Origin of the sequence: Bacillus mojavensis, from assembly GCF_012648005.1 — a bacterium.
Classification (GTDB): Bacteria; Bacillota; Bacilli; order Bacillales; family Bacillaceae; genus Bacillus; species Bacillus mojavensis.
Genome location: NZ_CP051464.1, coordinates 3,077,978 through 3,097,740 on the forward strand (window position 1 = coordinate 3,077,978; position 19,763 = coordinate 3,097,740).

General features: G+C 45.2%; 22 protein-coding genes. 6 read left to right on the forward strand and 16 right to left on the reverse strand.

The annotated features are described in order from the left end of the window. The 3 genes from HC660_RS16115 to HC660_RS16125 all read right to left on the reverse strand — a co-directional run bounded on the left by HC660_RS16115 (nucleotide 1) and on the right by HC660_RS16125 (nucleotide 2,652). Nucleotides 1–786: a 2,3-dihydro-2,3-dihydroxybenzoate dehydrogenase gene (locus tag HC660_RS16115; RefSeq protein WP_168748654.1), complete on the reverse strand. Its 786-nt coding sequence runs from the start codon at nucleotides 784–786 to the stop codon at nucleotides 1–3. A 187-nt stretch (nucleotides 787–973) separates the two neighbouring features. Then, entirely contained in the window at nucleotides 974–1,843 is an 870-nt protein-coding gene (gene besA, locus HC660_RS16120) for a ferri-bacillibactin esterase BesA (protein ID WP_168748655.1), read from the reverse strand. A gap of 212 nt (nucleotides 1,844–2,055) precedes the next feature. Then, nucleotides 2,056–2,652 carry a sulfite oxidase-like oxidoreductase gene (locus HC660_RS16125; RefSeq protein WP_168748656.1) on the reverse strand — a complete coding sequence of 199 codons (597 nt, stop codon included), beginning with the start codon at nucleotides 2,650–2,652 and terminating at the stop codon, nucleotides 2,056–2,058. Nucleotides 2,653–2,752: 100 nt separating this feature from the next. Between HC660_RS16125 and HC660_RS16130 the strand changes: the two genes are divergently transcribed. Then, entirely contained in the window at nucleotides 2,753–3,355 is a 603-nt protein-coding gene (locus HC660_RS16130; RefSeq protein WP_168748657.1) for a biotin transporter BioY, read from the forward strand. A 71-nt stretch (nucleotides 3,356–3,426) separates the two neighbouring features. Here the strand turns inward: HC660_RS16130 and HC660_RS16135 are convergent, their stop codons facing one another. Beyond that, nucleotides 3,427–4,755, reverse strand: coding sequence for a Na+/H+ antiporter family protein (locus tag HC660_RS16135; RefSeq protein ID WP_010331723.1), 1,329 nt, complete (start codon nucleotides 4,753–4,755; stop codon nucleotides 3,427–3,429). 144 nt (nucleotides 4,756–4,899) lie between these two features. Then, on the reverse strand, nucleotides 4,900–6,402 hold the full coding sequence (locus HC660_RS16140) for a leucyl aminopeptidase (protein WP_168748658.1): 1,503 nt from the start codon (nucleotides 6,400–6,402) through the stop codon (nucleotides 4,900–4,902). Nucleotides 6,403–6,557: 155 nt separating this feature from the next. On the opposite strand from HC660_RS16140, the gene HC660_RS16145 reads away from it, so the two are divergent. Further along, on the forward strand, nucleotides 6,558–7,034 hold the full coding sequence (locus tag HC660_RS16145; RefSeq protein ID WP_044158979.1) for a divergent PAP2 family protein: 477 nt from the start codon (nucleotides 6,558–6,560) through the stop codon (nucleotides 7,032–7,034). A gap of 33 nt (nucleotides 7,035–7,067) precedes the next feature. On the opposite strand, the gene HC660_RS16150 is transcribed toward HC660_RS16145, so the two are convergent. From HC660_RS16150 to HC660_RS16165, 4 genes are all read right to left on the reverse strand, one after another. Further along, nucleotides 7,068–7,727 carry a stationary phase survival protein SpsC gene (locus HC660_RS16150; protein WP_081720740.1) on the reverse strand — a complete coding sequence of 220 codons (660 nt, stop codon included), beginning with the start codon at nucleotides 7,725–7,727 and terminating at the stop codon, nucleotides 7,068–7,070. 103 nt (nucleotides 7,728–7,830) lie between these two features. Beyond that, entirely contained in the window at nucleotides 7,831–8,151 is a 321-nt protein-coding gene (locus HC660_RS16155; protein ID WP_010331727.1) for a YuiB family protein, read from the reverse strand. Between the two features lie 50 nt (nucleotides 8,152–8,201). Then, complete coding sequence (locus HC660_RS16160; protein WP_024122716.1) at nucleotides 8,202–8,345, reverse strand: YuiA family protein; 144 nt, start codon at nucleotides 8,343–8,345, stop codon at nucleotides 8,202–8,204. A gap of 174 nt (nucleotides 8,346–8,519) precedes the next feature. Beyond that, complete coding sequence (locus HC660_RS16165) at nucleotides 8,520–9,740, reverse strand: NAD(P)/FAD-dependent oxidoreductase (RefSeq protein ID WP_029441137.1); 1,221 nt, start codon at nucleotides 9,738–9,740, stop codon at nucleotides 8,520–8,522. Nucleotides 9,741–10,070: 330 nt separating this feature from the next. Between HC660_RS16165 and yumC the strand changes: the two genes are divergently transcribed. Continuing rightward, nucleotides 10,071–11,069, forward strand: coding sequence for a ferredoxin--NADP reductase 2 (gene yumC, locus HC660_RS16170; RefSeq protein ID WP_010331730.1), 999 nt, complete (start codon nucleotides 10,071–10,073; stop codon nucleotides 11,067–11,069). A gap of 40 nt (nucleotides 11,070–11,109) precedes the next feature. On the opposite strand, the gene HC660_RS16175 is transcribed toward yumC, so the two are convergent. Next, the gene (locus HC660_RS16175; RefSeq protein WP_010331731.1) at nucleotides 11,110–11,250 is read right to left on the reverse strand and encodes a hypothetical protein; all 141 of its coding nucleotides are present in this window, start codon (nucleotides 11,248–11,250) and stop codon (nucleotides 11,110–11,112) included. 277 nt (nucleotides 11,251–11,527) lie between these two features. On the opposite strand from HC660_RS16175, the gene guaC reads away from it, so the two are divergent. Then, nucleotides 11,528–12,508 carry a GMP reductase gene (gene guaC, locus HC660_RS16180; protein ID WP_168748659.1) on the forward strand — a complete coding sequence of 327 codons (981 nt, stop codon included), beginning with the start codon at nucleotides 11,528–11,530 and terminating at the stop codon, nucleotides 12,506–12,508. A gap of 48 nt (nucleotides 12,509–12,556) precedes the next feature. Here guaC and HC660_RS16185 read toward each other — a convergent pair whose 3' ends face one another. The 4 genes from HC660_RS16185 to HC660_RS16200 all read right to left on the reverse strand — a co-directional run bounded on the left by HC660_RS16185 (nucleotide 12,557) and on the right by HC660_RS16200 (nucleotide 15,562). Then, nucleotides 12,557–12,919 (reverse strand): HesB/IscA family protein, encoded by a 363-nt coding sequence (locus tag HC660_RS16185; RefSeq protein WP_010331733.1) that lies wholly within the window; start codon nucleotides 12,917–12,919, stop codon nucleotides 12,557–12,559. 78 nt (nucleotides 12,920–12,997) lie between these two features. Continuing rightward, a complete protein-coding gene (dapF, locus tag HC660_RS16190) occupies nucleotides 12,998–13,852 on the reverse strand; it encodes a diaminopimelate epimerase (protein WP_168748660.1) in 855 nt (284 codons plus the stop codon). 122 nt (nucleotides 13,853–13,974) lie between these two features. Next, nucleotides 13,975–15,189, reverse strand: coding sequence for a NupC/NupG family nucleoside CNT transporter (locus tag HC660_RS16195; RefSeq protein ID WP_010331735.1), 1,215 nt, complete (start codon nucleotides 15,187–15,189; stop codon nucleotides 13,975–13,977). A 136-nt stretch (nucleotides 15,190–15,325) separates the two neighbouring features. Beyond that, nucleotides 15,326–15,562, reverse strand: coding sequence for a YuzB family protein (locus tag HC660_RS16200; protein WP_010331736.1), 237 nt, complete (start codon nucleotides 15,560–15,562; stop codon nucleotides 15,326–15,328). A gap of 263 nt (nucleotides 15,563–15,825) precedes the next feature. Here HC660_RS16200 and HC660_RS16205 point away from each other — a divergent pair, with 263 nt between their 5' ends. Continuing rightward, on the forward strand, nucleotides 15,826–16,893 hold the full coding sequence (locus HC660_RS16205; protein ID WP_010331737.1) for an NAD(P)/FAD-dependent oxidoreductase: 1,068 nt from the start codon (nucleotides 15,826–15,828) through the stop codon (nucleotides 16,891–16,893). Nucleotides 16,894–16,913: 20 nt separating this feature from the next. On the opposite strand, the gene HC660_RS16210 is transcribed toward HC660_RS16205, so the two are convergent. Then, nucleotides 16,914–17,240: a YuzD family protein gene (locus tag HC660_RS16210; RefSeq protein ID WP_010331738.1), complete on the reverse strand. Its 327-nt coding sequence runs from the start codon at nucleotides 17,238–17,240 to the stop codon at nucleotides 16,914–16,916. 101 nt (nucleotides 17,241–17,341) lie between these two features. Between HC660_RS16210 and HC660_RS16215 the strand changes: the two genes are divergently transcribed. Further along, a complete protein-coding gene (locus tag HC660_RS16215) occupies nucleotides 17,342–17,677 on the forward strand; it encodes a NifU family protein (RefSeq protein ID WP_173400510.1) in 336 nt (111 codons plus the stop codon). Nucleotides 17,678–17,716: 39 nt separating this feature from the next. On the opposite strand, the gene HC660_RS16220 is transcribed toward HC660_RS16215, so the two are convergent. Next, nucleotides 17,717–19,693: a S9 family peptidase gene (locus tag HC660_RS16220; protein WP_168748661.1), complete on the reverse strand. Its 1,977-nt coding sequence runs from the start codon at nucleotides 19,691–19,693 to the stop codon at nucleotides 17,717–17,719. Nucleotides 19,694–19,763 lie beyond the last annotated feature (70 nt).

The window sequence follows — 19,763 nt, forward strand, 5'->3', positions numbered from 1 at the left end:
TTATACGCCTAAGGTCGCGCCGCCATCTACACATAAATTATGCATCGTAATATGGCCTGCCTGCTCAGAAACCAAAAAGAGCACGGCATCCGCAATATCCGAAGGCTGGGCCAGTTTTTTGAGCGGAATTCCCGTTTTAAATGTATCAAGCGATCCTTTGATGACTTGCTCTGCTCCATTTTCATCAGCCCATAAAGACCACTGCATGTCTGTTTCCGTTGATCCGGGAGAAACAATATTGCAGCGGATGTTATATTCTGCAAGCTCAAGGCCAAGGCACTTTGTAAACATCACAGCCGCAGCCTTTGATGAGGCGTATGCCGCCATAGATGTCCTTGGCACACCGGCTGCATTTGATCCTACTGTTACAATCGAACCGGATCTGCGGTTCATCATATATTTGCTGACTGAGCGCGACGCGTTAAAAACACCAGTCGAATTCACTGAGAAAGTGGCCTCCCATTCCTCATCACTGAGAGAATGAATCAGTCCTGGCCGAAGCACACCCGCTACGTTCACCAATATGTCAATCGGGCCCATGTCATGTTCGATTCGAGCCGTGATATCGTCAATCGCCGCACTGTCTCTCACATCCGCCGGAAAGGCTTCGGCACGGCATCCCTCCGCTTTGAGGCTGTTCACGACTTTTTCAAGCTTTTCTGGATTGTAATCAACCGCAGCAATGTGTGCCCCTTGACCGGCAAGCGTCCGCGCTACAGCTTCACCTATTCCTTGGGCGGCCCCTGTAATCAATGCGATCTTGCCTTCTATACCTCTTACCTTCATTTCATCATTTCCTTTCTTCGCTTTTAACGCCAAAAAGGGCATGTTGCGAAAAAGACTGCTTCACCTTACTATTAACCGCAATCTATTGATAATGATTATCATTATCAATTATAAAAATAATCATATCCAAATGTCATCCGACAGTCAAATATAATTTTTGTGACAAATATGGGAGCTGAGGCAATTCTCAGCTCATTGAAATGTGCGGGCCGTCAGGGTGAAGCGCGAAACGCAAAGCCCTGCTGACCAAAACAGGAAGAACCGAAATATGTCCTTCTCCTGAAAACTCGCAAAATTCTGTCCGTACGCCTTTTTCAGCCAAAGCGGACAGCCGCTCGTAAAGCTCCTTTGCGTTATCGTTCATTCGGCATTTATGATGCTTTTCCAATTCTCCTGCCGCTAGCAGAATATTGACAGGCTGCTCGTTTTTCTTTAAACAGGAAGCGAAACGCTCAGCTTCCTTTTCAATAAATGGTTTGTTCCAATGAATGGACGGACTGCCTGCGATATACGTTTGGAATGCATCCGGTTTCGTTAAGAGCACCTGCAAAACAAAGAGCCCGCCAAGAGAGTGGCCAAAGATTGTTTGTCTGTTTCTGTCAATCTCATAATCTTGTTCAATCTCTGGTTTGAGGTCCTCTTCAATAAATCTTAAAAAGTCCCCCGCTCCTCCATGCTCCGGCCATTCTTTGCCGTCAGGCCTTACCGGCAGCTCCGTGTAAGACGTAGGCATTGTAAAATCCCGGTGGCGCGCAGAAGAAAACGGTTCTGTTGTGTCATAGCCAATACCGACAATCACAGCGGGAATTACCCCTGTTTTCTCAGGACGGCGCCCCTGTACCCGAACAGCTTCCGACATTGTACCGAAGATAGAATTGGCGTCGAGCAGATAAATAACCGGATAACCGGAAGGCGGCGGCTCCGTGCTCGGTTTTGAGATAAAGATTTGATAGCCGCGGCTGCCATTGCGTGAAGACATTTTACGCACTTCCGTTCCCGGAATGGTAAATGCGTTGTAGGTCCCGCCTTTAGCCCCATCTGTATTTTTCTCAATCATGCAGTACGACATTCCTCTCTTTAAAACTGGCTGCATTTATGATAATGATTTTCACTATCAACTAGACAACTCAAATAATAGGTTTTCTGGCAAACAAAGTCAACTTTTTCCTTAATAAAAAAAGCACCTTATTTAAATAAGGTACCTGATAACTAGTAATATGGAAATAAAAACCTGTAAGAAATGCTGATTATCCTACATTCACTAGAACCTTAATCCCATGTAAATCTCTGATTCTGCCAAGGGTCGCCTCTCATATGATAGCCGTTCTGCTCCCAAAAACCGGGATGATTTTCTTTCGTAAATTGGATGCCGCGCAGCCACTTAGCGCTTTTCCAAAAATACAAATGAGGAAACACTCCCCGCAGCGGGAAGCCGTGTTCAGGCGTTAAAGGTTCGCCGTTATGCGCATAAGCGAGCAGTGATGTCTCAGCCAAAAAGTCATCGAGCGGCAGATTTGTCGTCCAGCCCTCTTCCGCGTGTAAAATGACATAGCCCGCCTCTTCTTTTACTCCGGCTTTCTCCGCGATATCCCGTGCCCGCACACCCTGCCAAACGTTATCAAGCCGTGACCAGCCTGTTACGCAATGGATGTCATTTTCCGATTCGCACTGAGGAAAGGCTTTTATATCTTCAAAGCTTAAAAGCATCGGATGATCAACCAATCCGTATACTTGCAAATTCCACTTCGTCAAATCCTCATAATACGGAACGTTTCCCGTATGAAGCACAGGAAACGAAGTCGTCACATTTTGATTGGGCGGCACTCTTCCTGACTGATCGGCCTGTTTTATTCTTCCGAAATACACGTAAACCCTCCTTTTGTTAACCTAAATGATATTCATGTTGACAATCGTTCGGATCTTTATTACTCTATGATTGTGTATGTAAACCTAAGGGGGAACAACGATGAAACAACATAAACTTCGTGCGGGTGATATGGCGCTGATCGGCATGTTCGCCGCACTTATGGCTGTCGGCGCCAACATTACATCAGTCGCGCCCTTTTTGCAAGTTGCCGGCATTCCGCTGTCGATGCAGCCGTTTTTCTGCCTCTTGGCGGCTCTGCTTCTCGGCAGCAAACGCGCTGCTATCGCAATGCTTGTATATGCGCTTGTCGGATTGGCCGGGGCACCAGTGTTCGCTCAGTTTTCCGCGGGCTTCGCACCATTTGCAGGTAAAAGCGGCGGCTTCATTATCTCATACATTCCGGCAGCATTTGCAGCTGGATGGTTAGTAGAACGCAAAATCCAGCCAAGTAAGATCCGTTTTCTGATTGCTTCTCTTACCGGAACGGCCATTATGTATATCATCGGCACCACCTATATGTATCTTGCGCTGAAGCTGTGGATTCATACACCGGTGAGCTACAGCACGGTTTGGGGCTTTATGACTTGGTTTATGGTAAAAGACACGGTACTGGCTGTGCTGCTGACGTTTATCGCACCTGCGATCTACCGCTCTATACATAAAGCAACCGGCTTTAACAGACATCAAATATCGTCCACTTAAAAACCGTTCCAATGAGCGGTTTTTTAAAATGATAAACGAAAAAGGCTCTCCCGTTAAGGAGAGCCTTTTTTCTATAAGACAAGCGCCGCAATCCAGCCAAAAATAACAAGCGGAATGTTATAAAAGATAAATGTCGGCACACAAGTGTCCCAAATGTGGTGATGCTGTCCGTCCGCACTCAGACCTGAAGTCGGCCCAAGTGTACTGTCGCTGGCAGGTGAACCGGCATCACCAAGCGCGGCAGCCGCTCCGATAATCGCAATCGTTGCCATCGGGCTGAATCCGAGCTGCATACATAGAGGCACAAAGATCGTTGTGATCACCGGAATCGTTGCAAAAGATGAGCCGATTCCCATAGTAATCAGCAATCCGACAATCAGCATCAGCAATGCGCCCATTGACTGGCTGTGCCCAATAATACCAGCTGATGTTTTGACCAATGACTCGACATCTCCGGTTTTTGTCAAGACATTTGAGAATCCGGCTGCAACAAGCATAACAAATCCGATAAAGGCCATTAATACCATACCGTCAGTAATCAATGAATCCGCCTCGTCACGTTTCATTACACCGCTGACAAACAGGATAATCAGGCCGGCCAGCGCCCCCATAATCATCCCTTCTACTCCCAAGGTCTGCGATAAATAAAGCTGGACGCCGAGTGACACTACAATGGCGAGAACCGCGATTCCCAGACTTTTTTTCGTATATGGAGATGGTTTCACACCTGAGATTTCTTTTGTTTCATACACTTTTGGTTTGCGATAAACGATTACTGACAAAATCAAACCGACAACCATGCCTGCAACCGGTATGATCAGCGCGTACGGAATATCGCCAAGCGGAACGTTTAAACCCGCATCAGCCATGTTGTCCTTCAGCATGCCTTGGAAAATCTGGCCGAAGCCGACAGGCAGCAAAATATAAGGAGCCGTTAAGCCGAACGTAATCACACATGCAATCAGCCTGCGGTCCATTTCAAGCTCATTAAAAATTTTCAAAAGCGGCGGTATCAGCACAGGAATAAATGCGATGTGAACCGGTACCACGTTTTGCGAAAAACAAGCTACGATTAAAATAATCAGTACAATGAGCACTTTAGACAGTGCCTTTTTTCGTGTATCTTCTTTATTTCCAATTAATTTCACAGAAGCTTCCACCATAGCATCCGGAAGACCTGTTTTCGTTAAAGCCGCAGCAAACGCACCTAGCATAGCGTAGCTGACTGCAACGGTGGCATTTCCGCCGAGCCCCTCTGTAAAGGCTTTAACCGTTTCACCAAGGCCGAGTCCTCCTGTTAAGCCGCCGGCCAAGGCACCTATGATTAAAGCAATAACTATATTGACACGCAGAAGGCTTAAGACAAGCATAAGCAGTACTGCGATGACGACTGCATTCATGATACCCCTCCAAAAATCCTTTAGTTTGCTAATGTAGTAGATAAATAAAGTACGAACGTATCGTATCATATCATAACACTTTAGTCAACTAAAGATTTTGGAGGAGAAAAACCCTGCCGCGAAATCGCAGCAGGGCTGTATTTGTTATGCTTTTGTGTGTTCTTCCGCTGTAAATCTTTCTGCCAGCGTAGCCAGTGTCCTTGCCATGACGCCGGTTGCACCGGACGGACCGAAGCAGCTTGTTTTACTTGAAGTTGCTGTGCCTGCAATATCAAGATGAACCCAAGGTGTCGTTTCAGCAAACTCACCAAGAAACGTTCCTGCCATAATCGCATGGCCTTCCCGTCCCGGTGAATTGTTTAAATCCGCCATTTGGCTGTTTTTCACACGTTTTTTATCCTTTTCTGTAATCGGTAGCTGCCAGATGGCCTCACCGCACTCTTCCGCAGCTTCAGCCACCTGCTGATAAAAGTTCTCGTTATTTGTCATGGCGCCAGTTGTTTCTGTGCCCAATGCCACAACAACGCCGCCAGTGAGTGTTGCCACATCAACAAGAACAGACGCGCCATGCTGTTTCGCATATGTAAGGCCGTCTGCAAGCACAAGCCTTCCTTCTGCATCCGTATTAAGGATTTCAATCGTTTTTCCGCTTAATGACACGATGACATCGTCAGGCTTCATCGCCCCGCCTGAAATCATGTTGTCGGTTGACGGAATGACAGCCAGCACATTTTGCTCTGGACGAAGTTCGCCGATCGTTTCCATAGCACCAAGGACCGCTGCCGCTCCTCCCATATCGGATTTCATGCCGACAATTCCTGTTTTGGTTTTAATAGAGTAACCGCCTGTGTCAAAGGTAATTCCTTTTCCGACAAGTCCGATAACATTTTCCCATTCCTTTTTGCCCTGATACTTCAAGACAATCATTTTGGGCGGTTCGGCAGAGCCTTGGTTTACCGCAAGGATTCCGCCCATACCGAGCTCTTCCATATCCGATTTCTCCAATATTTCACACTCAAAATCATATTTCGCCGCAAGCTCGGACGCATATGAAGCCAGGTCAGTTGCTGTCAGCATATTTCCCGGCATATTCACAAGCGTTCTTGCCGAATTTGTGCCCTGCCCGTATGCCTGGCCGACAAGAAGCCCGGCCTGCACTTCTTGTGTATCTTCATCTGTGACGGCATAGATGGATTCAAGCTGTTTATCCGGCTCATTTGATTTGTGCTTATAATCCTGCACCTCATAAGAAGCAAGCAGGCAGCTCTCAGCTAATGCGTGAGCGGCATCCGCTGCGGGCACTTCTTCACAAATAAATGTGTCAAGCAGTACGGCAGCCTCTTGTTTCCTGTCTTTATGAATGGCTTGAAAAACATGGGCAAAGCTTTCCTTCGCCTCTTCAAATGAATAATTCGCCTCCCTTCCCAAACCGACAAAATAAATACGTTTCATACCAGCGGAGGACGGAGGGAATACTTTTGATACTTGATTCCGTTTGGCAGAGACATCACCGTCTTTCAGAAGCTGAGTCAGATGGCCTTCCAGTTTTTCATCAATTTCCTTTGCTTTGCCTGTCAGCTGGCTTTTTTGAAAAAGTCCGACCACTAGGGTTTCAGTATGCTCTAATTGTTGAACCGCATAAAACATAAGGCTTACACTCCTAACGTAATGGGTATTTGTAATGAACAATGGTATAATAGGAAATACATTCTTTCCTTACATTTATTTTATCAAACAACAGACGAAGACCTGCTTTTTTCTTTTGTAACACGAAAGATTTTCATATAGAAAGGATGTCGCCTATGGAACTTTTTATGAATTTTCCTTTATTATCAAGCCTTGCTGCCATCATCTTTGCACAAGTCATTAAAGTGCCGATACAATTTATCGTATCCAGAAAACTGGACTGGTCGCTGGTGACAAGTACAGGCGGCATGCCGAGTTCCCATTCCGCGGCTGTGACGGCGCTTTCTACAGGAGTAGCCTTAGAGCATGGATTAGGTTCCTCTCTCTTTGCGGTTTCAGCTATTTTTGCCGTCATTACCATGTTTGACGCAACCGGCGTCAGACGTCATGCCGGCGAGCAGGCAACAGTCATTAATAAGCTTGTGATTGATTTTAACCGTTTTGTGAATGAAGCAAAAGATTTCCCGAAAGCTGAAGAGAAAGAAAAACAAAAAAAGCTGAAAGAGCTTCTCGGCCATCAGCCAATCGAGGTCTTTTTTGGCGGATTGACAGGAATATTATTAACACTGGCACTGGCATATTTTTTTCTGTAAAAAAAACAACGCTTCAGCCGCAGCTGAAGCGTTTTATTCTTTCACAGTTTTGTATTGATTTCTGAACACCTGCAATGATTTTGTTTCATTAAGCTTTACCAGTTCATCCTCAGTGACTTTTCCGGTGCCCTTCTTAATTACATACACATCTAGGGTTTTTTTGCCCCATTCATTGTAGACATCATGAACGGTTTCAAAGTACAAATCAATGCGGTTTCCCTTGATGGCCGATCCTGTGTCCGCAACGACGCCCAAACCGTAGTTCGGGATGAATAAAATGGTGCCGATCGGAAAAACGGATGGATCGGCGGCAACCGTAGAGTATAAATCTCTTTTCACTTTAACACCTGAATATGTAAGCCCGTATAATGGATCTCCAGGCTTTTTACCCGTCGATTCGACTCCCGCTGTGTAGCCTGTAGCCGTTACTTTCCGTGCCGGATACTCGTCCCAGTCAAAGGCTTCTTCCAATGGTTTGTCTTTTGCTTTGTCTGCAGCGGACATCGTTTTTTCGTGTTTCTGCTGCAATGCTTTTAATGTCAGTCCAGTATTCTTCGAGTGCTTCTCATTATTTTCTTGCACCCATTTTGATAAGTCCTTCGCCTCTACTCCTGATACGGCTAAATATGTCGTGGCAAACGCGAGCAGAAATAAACAGGTCATCAGCAAACGTCTGATCATTTTCAACATTATTCACCTCTCCTCCGAATCATTGTTCCCACATAGCGGGAACAATATTCAAAATGGTGAATGTGCTGAAGGCACAAAAAAAGCTTTCTTTAGAAAGAAAGCGGCATTAAAACATCTGATATCCTCTTTTTCTGAGCATGTTGATCGCTATACCTGATACAATGGCGCCGGCCAGACCGCTGGCTAAAATCAATACATCTGCAGCAGCTAACGATACGACTCTCTGAAACAGGCCGGCAAAAGATTCGCCTGGTGATTGAATATAGCTGATCAGCTTTTCCTTACTGATAATGAAAAGGCATACAATCGGATAAATCACAGCCATAATCCAGGACATTCTCAGCAGCATGTTTAATAAGAAACCGATTCCAAAAAACAAAACAAAAAATAAAACAATTGAGATGATAACGACTGGCAGACTAATCAAAACCCCACCCCCTGCGTTACTTTTAGTGTACCGCGGGGGCTTTTAAAAAGTCAACGGCTGGAAAATGAATGACTGTCTTTACCTGTCCCCTGACATGAAGGACAAGTTTCTGAACCGCCGAGGATTAATTGAAAATACCCTTTCCCTGAGCAAAACGGGCATGCCTGTGAAGCGGTTGTCGTTGCGGTTTTCATCTTATCATCACCTTTTTCTTAATTTTCAGATAATAATACCATATCAAGCTGTCAATGATAAAGTCAGATCATATGACAAATCTTTTGATGTAAGCGGAAACATTTTTATTTTGCTCTTGTTCTCTTTTTATTTTGGCGTTTTTTAATAAAACAAAACCCGCGGAGCGCGGGTTTTTAGAAAAACTTAAATTTGCCTTTTTTCAGTGTGAGTCCGAGTCCGCCGATTAAAAACAGCGAACGGTTATCGATGACTTTTTTCATAAAAGAAGCCGGGGTGCCTTTCAGTTTTCTTCCGTACACGACTCCGACCGCATTATGCTCGCCGAGAGAAGCCACCGTTCCTTTTATGTCAGGTTTGAATTCTTCAAGCTCGCCGCCCTTAATGAGTTTTGCAATGTTTTTAGCGACCGTAGTTCCCTGCTGCATCGCGATTTGGGCGGTCGGCGGATAAGGACGGTCAGTGTCTTCATTGATAAACAGCGAGCTGTCGCCGAGAATAAACACGTTGTCATGTCCGGGCGCGCGAAGATCAGGATTGACTTTCACCCGGCCGCGCATATTTTCAAAGCCGGCTTCTTCAACAATCGGATGTCCGCGGACACCTGCTGCCCACACCACTGTTTGCGATTTAATTTGCTCTGGTTCCTCATCTTTTTTGCCGACTGTGACTCCTTCTGCAGTACACTCTTGAACCGCCGTGCCGATTTTAAACTCAACGCCATTCTCCTCAAGATAGTGAACAGCATAATCGACAAGCTCGGGATCAAAGCCCGGCAATACGGTCGGCGCTGCTTCTACACAGATAATGCGTACAAGACTTCTGTCAACGTCATACTCCTTGCAGAGCTCCGGCACACGGGCAGCCAGTTCGCCAAGGAATTCAATACCCGTAAATCCGGCTCCTCCGACAACGATTGTTAACCTGTCCGGCCGTTTTTCAGCTTCAATGTTGTAAGTCGCAAATTGCAGCTCAATATGTTCCCGAAGCACACGAGATGTATTGATATTGGCGATCGGAAACGCAAATTCTTTTAAGCCTTTAATGCCGAACGTTTCAGGTACCGCTCCGAGGCCGATAACTAAATAATCGTACTGCAGCTCTCCATTGGCAAGCACCACTTTCTTCTCGTCTATTTTGATTGCCTTCACGGTATCCTGTACAAAATTGACACGTGACTGGTTAATTACATCTTTTATCTGATAACGGCAGCGGTCATGATGGAGCGTGCCGGCGCTCGCTTCGTGCATCCATGTTGTTTCATAATGATAATTGTGTTTATTCACAAGCGTAATATCAGCATCATTCGGACCGACATGCTTCGTCAGCCTTGTCACTGTCATCAATCCGCCATAACCTGCACCTAAAATCACGATTTTGGGCTTATTCAATGCCATCACATCCACCTTCTCTTTTTTTTGCTGTTAGACGCATATAAAAATCATCATTTGTGTTATCTTCAGCTTATTGGCAGGATTTTATGAAATATATTGAAAAGTTTTTTTGTGAAGTCCACACCCATAGCACTACTATCATGTTTATCCGGCTGGTTCATGAAACATTCAGAAAAAAGATGAATTCATTTTTTTCTTATCGTATCGGCCTGCGGGCATATGATCAAGAATGAATGCGCATACAATGTACCGCGAATTTTTCTGCTGACTCGTCAATTTTAAGAGCAATATGGTATAATTAATAACAATTTTCATTTAGGAGGCAATTTTCGTATGCGAGAGGATACAAAGGTTTATGATATTACCATTATAGGCGGGGGACCGGTCGGCTTATTCACCGCTTTTTACGGAGGCATGAGACAGGCAAGCGTCAAAATTATCGAAAGCCTGCCTCAGCTTGGCGGACAGCTTAGCGCCCTGTACCCTGAGAAATATATATATGACGTAGCAGGATTCCCGAAAATCCGCGCCCAAGAGCTAGTGAACAACTTAAAAGAGCAAATGGCGAAATTCGACCAAACCATTTGTTTAGAGCAGGCGGTTGAATCTGTTGAAAAACAAGCAGACGGCGTGTTTAAGCTTGTGACAAACGAAGAAACCCATTACTCTAAAACGGTCATCATCACTGCAGGAAATGGCGCATTCAAACCAAGAAAGCTCGAGCTTGAAACAGCTGAACAATACGAAGGCAAAAACCTTCACTACTTCGTTGATGATTTACAAAAATTCGCCGGCCGACGCGTTGCGATTCTGGGCGGAGGAGATTCAGCGGTTGACTGGGCACTTATGCTTGAGCCAATTGCAAAAGAAGTTTCCATCGTTCACCGCCGCGATAAATTCCGCGCGCATGAGCACAGTGTGGAAAACCTTCACGCATCTAAGGTGAATGTCCTGACACCATTTGTTCCGGCGGAGCTCATCGGAGAAGACAAAATCGAGCAGCTTGTGCTTGAGGAAGTGAAAGGCGAGCGCAAAGAGATTTTAGAAATCGACGACTTAATCGTCAACTACGGCTTCGTCTCATCTCTTGGACCGATCAAAAACTGGGGACTTGAAATTGAGAAAAACTCCATTGTTGTCAAATCTACAATGGAAACAAACATCGAAGGCTTCTTCGCAGCAGGTGACATTTGCACATACGAAGGAAAAGTCAATCTGATCGCAAGCGGCTTCGGCGAAGCACCGACAGCTGTTAACAACGCGAAAGCTTATATGGATCCAAAAGCTCGCGTACAGCCGCTGCACTCTACAAGTCTTTTTGAAAATAAGTAATAAAAAAAGGAGTTTGTGTCAAGGTGACACAGCTCCTTTTTTATTTGAAGATATTGATATAATTCATCGCAGTTCCAATAACCAGCGCAATCACAAGAGCTGCTACAATCCAGATCGTAGTCATGATAATGCGGTCTTGGATCTTTTGGGACTTCGGTGGTTTTTCTTCACTTTGAGTCATCTCCATTCGCTCCTTTCACATGTCCATGTCATAAAGAAAGCCTGGTGCTGAAGGACCAAGCTTTGCTGAACGTATATAATTTCGTTTTTATCCGCATTCTAAGTCCATTCAATTAAAACTATCATACCCAAACTCACAGTGCATGACAAGCTTCGGCACTTGCACTCACCTGTAAGCGAATAAAACGTTTGACATCCTAAATAAAACAGAGTACATTATACAAGGCGAACATTTGATATATTTTTATTATAAATATTCGTATTTAGGAGTGGATTCTATGGAAAACGTGTTTGATTACGAAGATATTCAGCTAATTCCTGCAAAATGCATTGTGAACAGCCGTTCTGAGTGTGACACATCCGTACGGTTAGGCGGACGTACATTTAAATTGCCCGTCGTTCCTGCCAATATGCAGACGATCATAGATGAGAAACTTGCGGTTTCATTAGCCGAAAACGGCTACTTTTATGTGATGCACCGCTTTGAACCTGAAAAACGGATTGATTTTATAAAGGACATGAACGCACGCGGATTATTCTCTTCTATCAGCGTCGGGGTCAAAGATGAGGAATATGAATTTGTCCGTCACCTGGCAGAAGAAAATCTGGCACCTGACTACGTGACCATCGACATCGCTCACGGACATTCCAATGCCGTCATTGAGATGATTCAGCACCTCAAAAAGCATCTTCCGGACAGCTTTGTCATCGCGGGTAATGTCGGAACACCGGAAGCGGTTAGAGAGCTCGAAAATGCCGGAGCGGATGCCACAAAAGTCGGTATTGGACCGGGAAAAGTATGTATAACGAAAATTAAAACCGGCTTCGGCACAGGCGGATGGCAATTAGCCGCGCTGCGCTGGTGCGCAAAAGCCGCCAGCAAACCGATTATTGCTGATGGCGGAATCCGCACCCATGGCGACATCGCAAAATCAATCCGATTCGGCGCCACCATGGTCATGATCGGCTCACTATTTGCCGGACACGAGGAATCACCGGGACAAACCATTGAAAAAGACGGAAAGCTCTACAAAGAATACTTTGGCTCAGCCTCTGAATATCAAAAAGGCGAAAAGAAAAATGTCGAAGGCAAAAAAATGCACGTGGAGCATAAAGGCGCAATCATGGATACGCTGACTGAAATGGAACAGGATCTTCAATCTTCTATTTCTTATGCTGGCGGAACTAAGCTGGAGGCTATCCGCAATGTGGATTATGTCATTGTGAAGAATTCGATTTTTAATGGAGATAAGTATTAAAAAAAGCCAAGTCAGCGGTTCGCCGCTTGACTTGGCTTTTTTCTATCATTAGCACTCTTCTGGTTTACCTGCATTCGTCGCTGTTCTGAAAGAAGAACCGCAGCCGCATGAGGCGATGGCGTTTGGATTATCGATGGTAAAGCCGCCGCCAAGCATGGATTGCTTAAAGTCTATAATAGTGCCGTTCATGATATCAAGGCTTTCTTTGTCAACGAGAACAGTAATGCCGTGCTCCTCAAACATACTGTCTGCTTCGCTTTTTTCATGCTCAAAGCCCATTCCGTATGAAAGGCCGCTGCAGCCGCCGCCTTTAACGCCAACGCGCAGAAACGCGTTTTCTTCTTCATGCTCTTTCATCATATCTTTTATATGCAAAGCTGCTGCTTCTGTAATTGTTACAGGGTTGCTCATTATGGTGAACCTCCTTTTAAAAACCGGATGTTGTCTTATATTATAAACTTGATGGGCCCATTTCTCAAACTAGCTGTTTTATAAAAAATAGACGCCCTCACAAACAGTCTCCGCCGGACCTGTCATCATCACATGGCCATTCTCTTTCCAGTTAATGACCAGATCTCCGCCCGCCAAATGAACCGTAATGTCTTCATTTTGTTTTGATACACCGTTTAAAACAGATGCGACAGCTGCTGCACATGCGCCTGTACCGCATGCCTGTGTGATGCCTGATCCCCGTTCCCACACGCGGAAGTGCAGTTCATGTTCATTCACGGTTTCCACAAACTCGACATTCACACCTTCCGGAAATCTAGGATCTTTCTCAATCACCGGCCCCAGTGTCGTCAGCGGTGCCTGTTCAATATCGGCAATCGGAAAAACGATATGCGGATTGCCCATTGAAACTCCGGTGCCTTTTAGTTCAGCTTCGCCAAATGTCATTGCTTCATTAATGGTTTGCTCCTCACCGCCGCCCAGCATCGGAAGCTCGGCTTTTGTCAGACGAGGTTCACCCATATCGACAGTGACAACATTCACCTTTCCGTTTTCAACTTGAACCTCCGCTTTCACAAGTCCGGAGAGGGTTTCAATCAGAAATGATGTTTCCTCAACCAGCTTATGCTCATACGCGTATTTTGCAACGCAGCGCAGGCCGTTGCCGCAGTTTTTCCCTTCAGACCCGTCATTATTAAAAATCCGCATTTTGACAGGCGCTTGATCTGAAGGGCATATGAGGATCATTCCGTCGGAGCCGATCCCTGTATAAACGGAAGACACCTGAATCGCTATTTCAGACAGTTGTTCTTCCGGCAGTTGTTCTTCAAATTGATTCACGTATATATAGCTGTTTCCAAGACCGTGCATTTTGGTAAATCGAAATGAGTTCATAGATGCCTCCAACTTTTTCTCTTTTTCTTAGTATAAAAGCTATTATAAACGGACACAATACAATTATCCCCCGTTTTTCATACATAAAAGCTCCTTGCAATGACGCAAGGAGCTTTTATCTTTTATATGAACATGCCGGCAATAGCCGCGCTCAGCAGATTGGCTAATGTTCCCGCTAGAACCGCCTTTAACCCAAGGCGTGCGATATCTGAGCGGCGGCTTGGCGCTAAACCGCCAAGCGTACCGAGCATAATCGCAATCGAGGAGAAATTTGCGAATCCGCATAACGCAAAGCTGATAATCGTAGCGGTTTTTTTAGAAAACTCGCCGATGTGCGGACCGAAGTTAGAATAAGCAACAAACTCATTCAGCACTAATTTCTGGCCGATAAAGCTTCCAGCATGCAACGCTTCATGCCATGGCACACCAATCAAAAAGGCGATTGGAGAAAACACATAGCCGAGAAGAGATTCTAATGTGACATCTTTTAAACCGAACAAGCCGAAAACACCGCCGAGAATACCGTTGACCACGGCGATTAATGCCACGAAGGCAAGCAGCATCGCACCAACGTTCAGCGCAATTTGCAGACCTGTTGACGCACCCTTTGCAGCTGCGTCAATTACATTGGCCGCTCCTTCGCCTTCATCCATTTTGAAATCGCCTTTTACTGTTTGCGGCGTTTCCGTTTCAGGAATGATTAATTTCCCGAAAACCAGACCCGCGGGAGCAGCCATGAAACTCGCCGCAAGCAAGTATTCAATCGGAATACCGAGAAGGGCGTAGCCAAACAAAGTTGAACCCGCAACAGCCGATAGACCGCTCGTCATAATTGTAAACAGTTCAGAGCGCGTCAGCCCTGCAATGAGGGGCCTGATCACCAAAGGAGATTCCGATTGCCCTACAAAAATATTAGCAGCAGCCGCAAGAGATTCCGTCTTGCTTGTCCCAAGAAGCTTCGACAACCCGCCGCCAATCACACGGAAAATGAGCTGCATGATTTTTAAATGATATAAAACTGCGATCAGTGCTGAGAAAAAGATGATGACAGGCAGTACACTTAAAGCAAACGCCGGGCTGTCGCCGACTTTTAAAAGCGGCCCAAATATGAAACTGATGCCTTCATTCGCATAATCAATCAAAAGCTGTACACGGCTTGAAAACCATAAAAAAACAGCGCGTCCCGCTTCCCATTTCAACACGATGTATCCAAACGCCACCTGTATACATAAACCAACGATGACGGTTCTTATTCTAATATTGCTTTTCTTTTCTGAAAATAAAAACGCGATGGCGATTATTCCAACTGCGCCAAGCAGTCCCCACAGAACATTCATGAATACACCTACACCTCTTAAAATTTATTTAAAACAAATCTTTTATACGATAACAATAATATTTTTTGATGTCTACACATTTTTTCAGTCCTTTTGTACAGCAAAATAAAAAAGGGCCTGTCTCAGGCCCTTTTCTTCAAAACATTGGGTTTTCTTCAATAAATGTATATATATTCTCAACAAGCTCAGCAGGTGTTTCACCCGTAACGACTTCTCCGTTTACTAAAGCGAATAGTGATTCCATACATTTCCCGCAATAGCTTAAACAGCCGTATTCAAGAACATCCAGATTCGGATCTTTCTCTAAAATCGCTCGGGCTTCCTGAGAGCCGTGAGCCAGATTGCTGACACAAAATTCAATCATTGGATTCATGCGGTTTCACCTCACATATGAACATTATCGCGAATTTTTCACTATTCGTCAAAGACAACGAACAATTCAAAATTTATTATCGTAACATATCATTCCTTCAATAACGTTTTACTAATTTGCGTTTTAAGGCTAATTTGTAGGTTATTTTGAAACTAATATTGTGATTTTAGATCAAATTCGATATAATTCTAGATGTTATTTTACAAAGTTCGTATTTTCCATCAATGTATCTATCATACTCTTCGGGTTAAAGGGGAATTCAAATGAAAAAATTGGTCTTGATCGGCGGAGGTTACGGAAACATGCGTGTTCTTCATCGCTTATTGCCCAACCAGCTGCCTCATGATGTTTCAATCACGTTAATTGACAGAAATCCTTATCACTGCTTAAAAACAGAATATTATGCCCTTGCCGCAGGCACAATTTCTGACCACCATATCAGAGTGACGTTCCCAGAGCACCCTCGCCTGGATGTCGAGTACGGCGATATTTCATCAATTGATATTGCACAAAAACAAGTGCTGTTCCATGACCGCGAACCGATTTCTTACGATGACGCAGTGATCGGGCTCGGCTGCGAGGATAAATATCATAACGTGCCGGGAGCGCCTGAATTCACCTACAGCATTCAAACCATCGATCAGTCCCGCGAAACCTATCAAAAGCTGAACAACTTAAGCGCCGAAGCGACTGTTGCCATTGTCGGAGCAGGCCTAAGCGGCGTTGAACTTGCAAGTGAGTTAAGAGAAAGCCGTGACGATCTGAACATTATTTTGTTTGACCGCGGAGATCTCATTTTATCAAGCTTTCCCGAGCGTTTGAGCAAATATGTGCAAAAATGGTTCGAAGAGCACGGTGTCCGCATTATTAACAGGGCAAATATCACAAGAGTAGAAGAAGGCGTTGTATATAACCACGATGACGCAATTTCCGCAGACGCCATCGTATGGACAGCCGGCATACAGCCGAATAAAGTCGTCAGAGACTTGGATGTGGAAAAGGACGCACAAGGCCGTGTCGTGTTAACGCCTCATCACAATGTCCCGGGTGATGAACATCTGTATGTTGTCGGAGATTGTGCCAGCCTTCCTCACGCACCGAGTGCCCAGCTGGCAGAAGCTCAAGCAGAACAGATTGTCCAAATATTGCAAAAACGCTGGAATGGTGAAGCCCTTCCTGAATCAATGCCTCAATTTAAGCTGAAAGGCGTTTTAGGTTCACTCGGGAAAAAAGCCGGCTTCGGACTTGTTGCTGACCGTCCGCTGATCGGCCGTGTTCCGCGTTTGCTGAAATCCGGCTTGCTGTGGATGTACAAACACCATAACGGATAATAGCAGAACCGCTGATGAAGTCAGCGGTTTTCTGTATAACCGTATCTCTCCATTTCCTCATATACATCCTTCAATTTCGGATTGCCTTCTCCGACAATTTTATTTTCTACGAGGACGAGCGGATAAAAATATTCGTCATTTCTGATTTTTTCCGCAAGCTGTTTTACGTTTTCGACATCTGGCGGCTCGTAAATGTCGATGTATTGCATTTCAAAAGGCTGATTCGGATATTTTCTTTTCAGCGCAGCCTCAAGCCATTCATATGTATCTTTAGCTGTCGGCATATTGACACAGCTTGCACAAACGGTTTCTGCCCCGTATACGCTGAGCATGACTGTTTTTGTCATTGATAAGTGCCCCCATTTCTCTGTGTTACATTCTTTCTATTAAGTATACAGAGACAAAAGACGTTTTTATAGAAAAAAACCGTTTTTGTGTTCAAGTCTGAATGTGCTATAATAATGGGAGCAATTCTGCAAACCAAACAATAGATTTTTATTGTTACACTGAATATAATGGTTTTATGACGATGAAAGGAGCGAATGTCATGACTGAAGTTGAAATGAAAGAACAGGTGCAGGAAGTACTGGACAAACTTCGTCCGTTTTTACTTCGTGACGGCGGTGACTGTGAGCTTGTAGACGTTGATGAAGGTATTGTTAAGCTTCGTCTTCTAGGCGCGTGCGGCAGCTGCCCAAGTTCAACAATTACGCTAAAAGCCGGAATTGAACGCGCTCTTCTTGAAGAAGTGCCGGGTGTAATTGAAGTAGAACAAGTCTTTTAATAAAGCAGCCAGGCTGATATTTGATCAGCCTGGCTTTTTTTATGAGAGATATTGGTCAAACCATGAGCTTATATAGGTCAGGCGCTTGATCCGCTGTCCCGGGTGTCCGCTGCGTGACAGATTATGCGTCGCTTTCGGAAAACGAACCAGCACAGTTTCCTTGTCCATTTTTTTCAAGGCAATAAAAAGCTGTTCAGCCTGTTCAATCGGACACCGGTCATCACGTTCGCCATGGAGAATTAAAAGAGGCGTCTCCACGTTTGCCGCATATTTTAAAGGGGAACGGTCCCACAGCTTTTCTGTATCGGTAAACATGTCATGCTCAAGCTGCCAGTCCGTGAAAAAATAGCCGATATCACTAACGCCGTGAAAGCTGAGCCAATTTGAAATCGAACGCTGGGTGACAGCTGCTTTAAAACGATTTGTCTGCCCCACGATCCAGTTGGTCATAAAGCCTCCGTAGCTTCCGCCTGTGACGCCTATCCGCTCGGCATCAATCTGCGGGTCTCTTTTAATCGCCTCATCTACTGCCTGCATCACATCCAGATAGTCTTTTCCGCCATAATCCCCTCTGACTGCATTCACAAATTCCTGTCCGTAGCCATGACTTCCTCTTGGATTTACATAAACCACTGCATATCCATTCGCCGCCAGCACCTGTAATTCGTGAAAATATGTATGCCCGTACATCATATGCGGACCGCCATGTATATTGAGAATAAGCGGATATTGTTTGCCCTCTGCAGCCTGAGCAGGTTTCATCAGCCAGCCGTTCACCGTCATCCCGTCTTCTGTCACATATTGAATGTCTTCAGGTAACGAAATGAGGTGCTCGTCAACAAACTTGTCATTCGCATCAGTCAGCCGTTTTTCTTCCTGTCCAAGCGGGATGCTGTATAGCTCACTAGGTCTGTCGGGCTTTGCCACACTGGCAATAAAGCTTTGTTCGTCAGGATGCATGGAAAAGCTGTTGATATATTCTTTTTCCAACCGAATCGGGTATACGAGTCCTTCTATAGAAACATAATAGATTCCCGTGCTGCCTTGTTCTGTACCGATGACATAAAACCCTTGGCTGTCTTTCGTCCAAACCGGACGCTGTTCAGCACCTCCGATCAATGAATCCCCAATCAGCGCATCGGCTAAGTGAACGTCCAGCATATCAGTGAGACACGACAGGCGGTCTTGTTCTAGATCATAAAGCCACGCCTTTTCGAGCGTTGCATTCCGATATTCCTGTTCATGTCCAAGCAAAGCAAGATACCTTCCGTCCGGTGAAAATGAGCTTGGTCCGAATGAGCCGCGATGAGAGGTAATCAGCTTGAGATCTTCAGTCTCCAGCGACAACATGCAAACATCATGAGGTTTTCTGGCATCATCCGTTTCAGTCATATTAGCCGAAAAAACGAGAGATTTGCCGTCAGGAGAAAAAGCCGGGTCGAAGTGGTCAGCTTTTTCGTTAGTCAGCTGTTTGACCTCACCAGACTTCACGCTGACAAGCACAAGCTGTGCATACGCGCCTCTCGTCAGCCCTTTTCCGTCCCGTTTATAGGCTAAACCATGCACTTCAACCGGTTCAAAGCTGTCGGGTTCCGTTTTCTCTTGATCATAAACACTTTCACCATCTCCAAGGCTGACCGTGACAAGCACTGACTCGCCATCAGGAGACCATACTGGCTGAGAGACGCCATACGGAATATCAGTCAGTTTTTTTGCCTCACCGCCTTCAGCGCTCATTATATAAAGCTGAGACACATCGCCATCACGGTCAGAAACAAATGCAATCTGGCGTCCGTCTGGAGACCATCTAGGATCAGCGCTCCGCTTTTCTCCGTATGTCCAAGGGGCGGACGTCCCGCTATCCGCATCATATACCCATATATTTGAAGTGTATGAATCTTTCTCTTTGTTTGCTTGTGACTTCACATATGCCACACGCTTGCCGTCCGGGGCGTATTGAGGGTCCGTCACCGAGACAATGGCTGTCATATCTTCGGCAGTCATCAGTTTTTTCATATCATTCTCCTCCTTTTTACATGTATTTCGTTTTTCTAAATAAAAATCCCTTTTATATCATGAAGAAAAA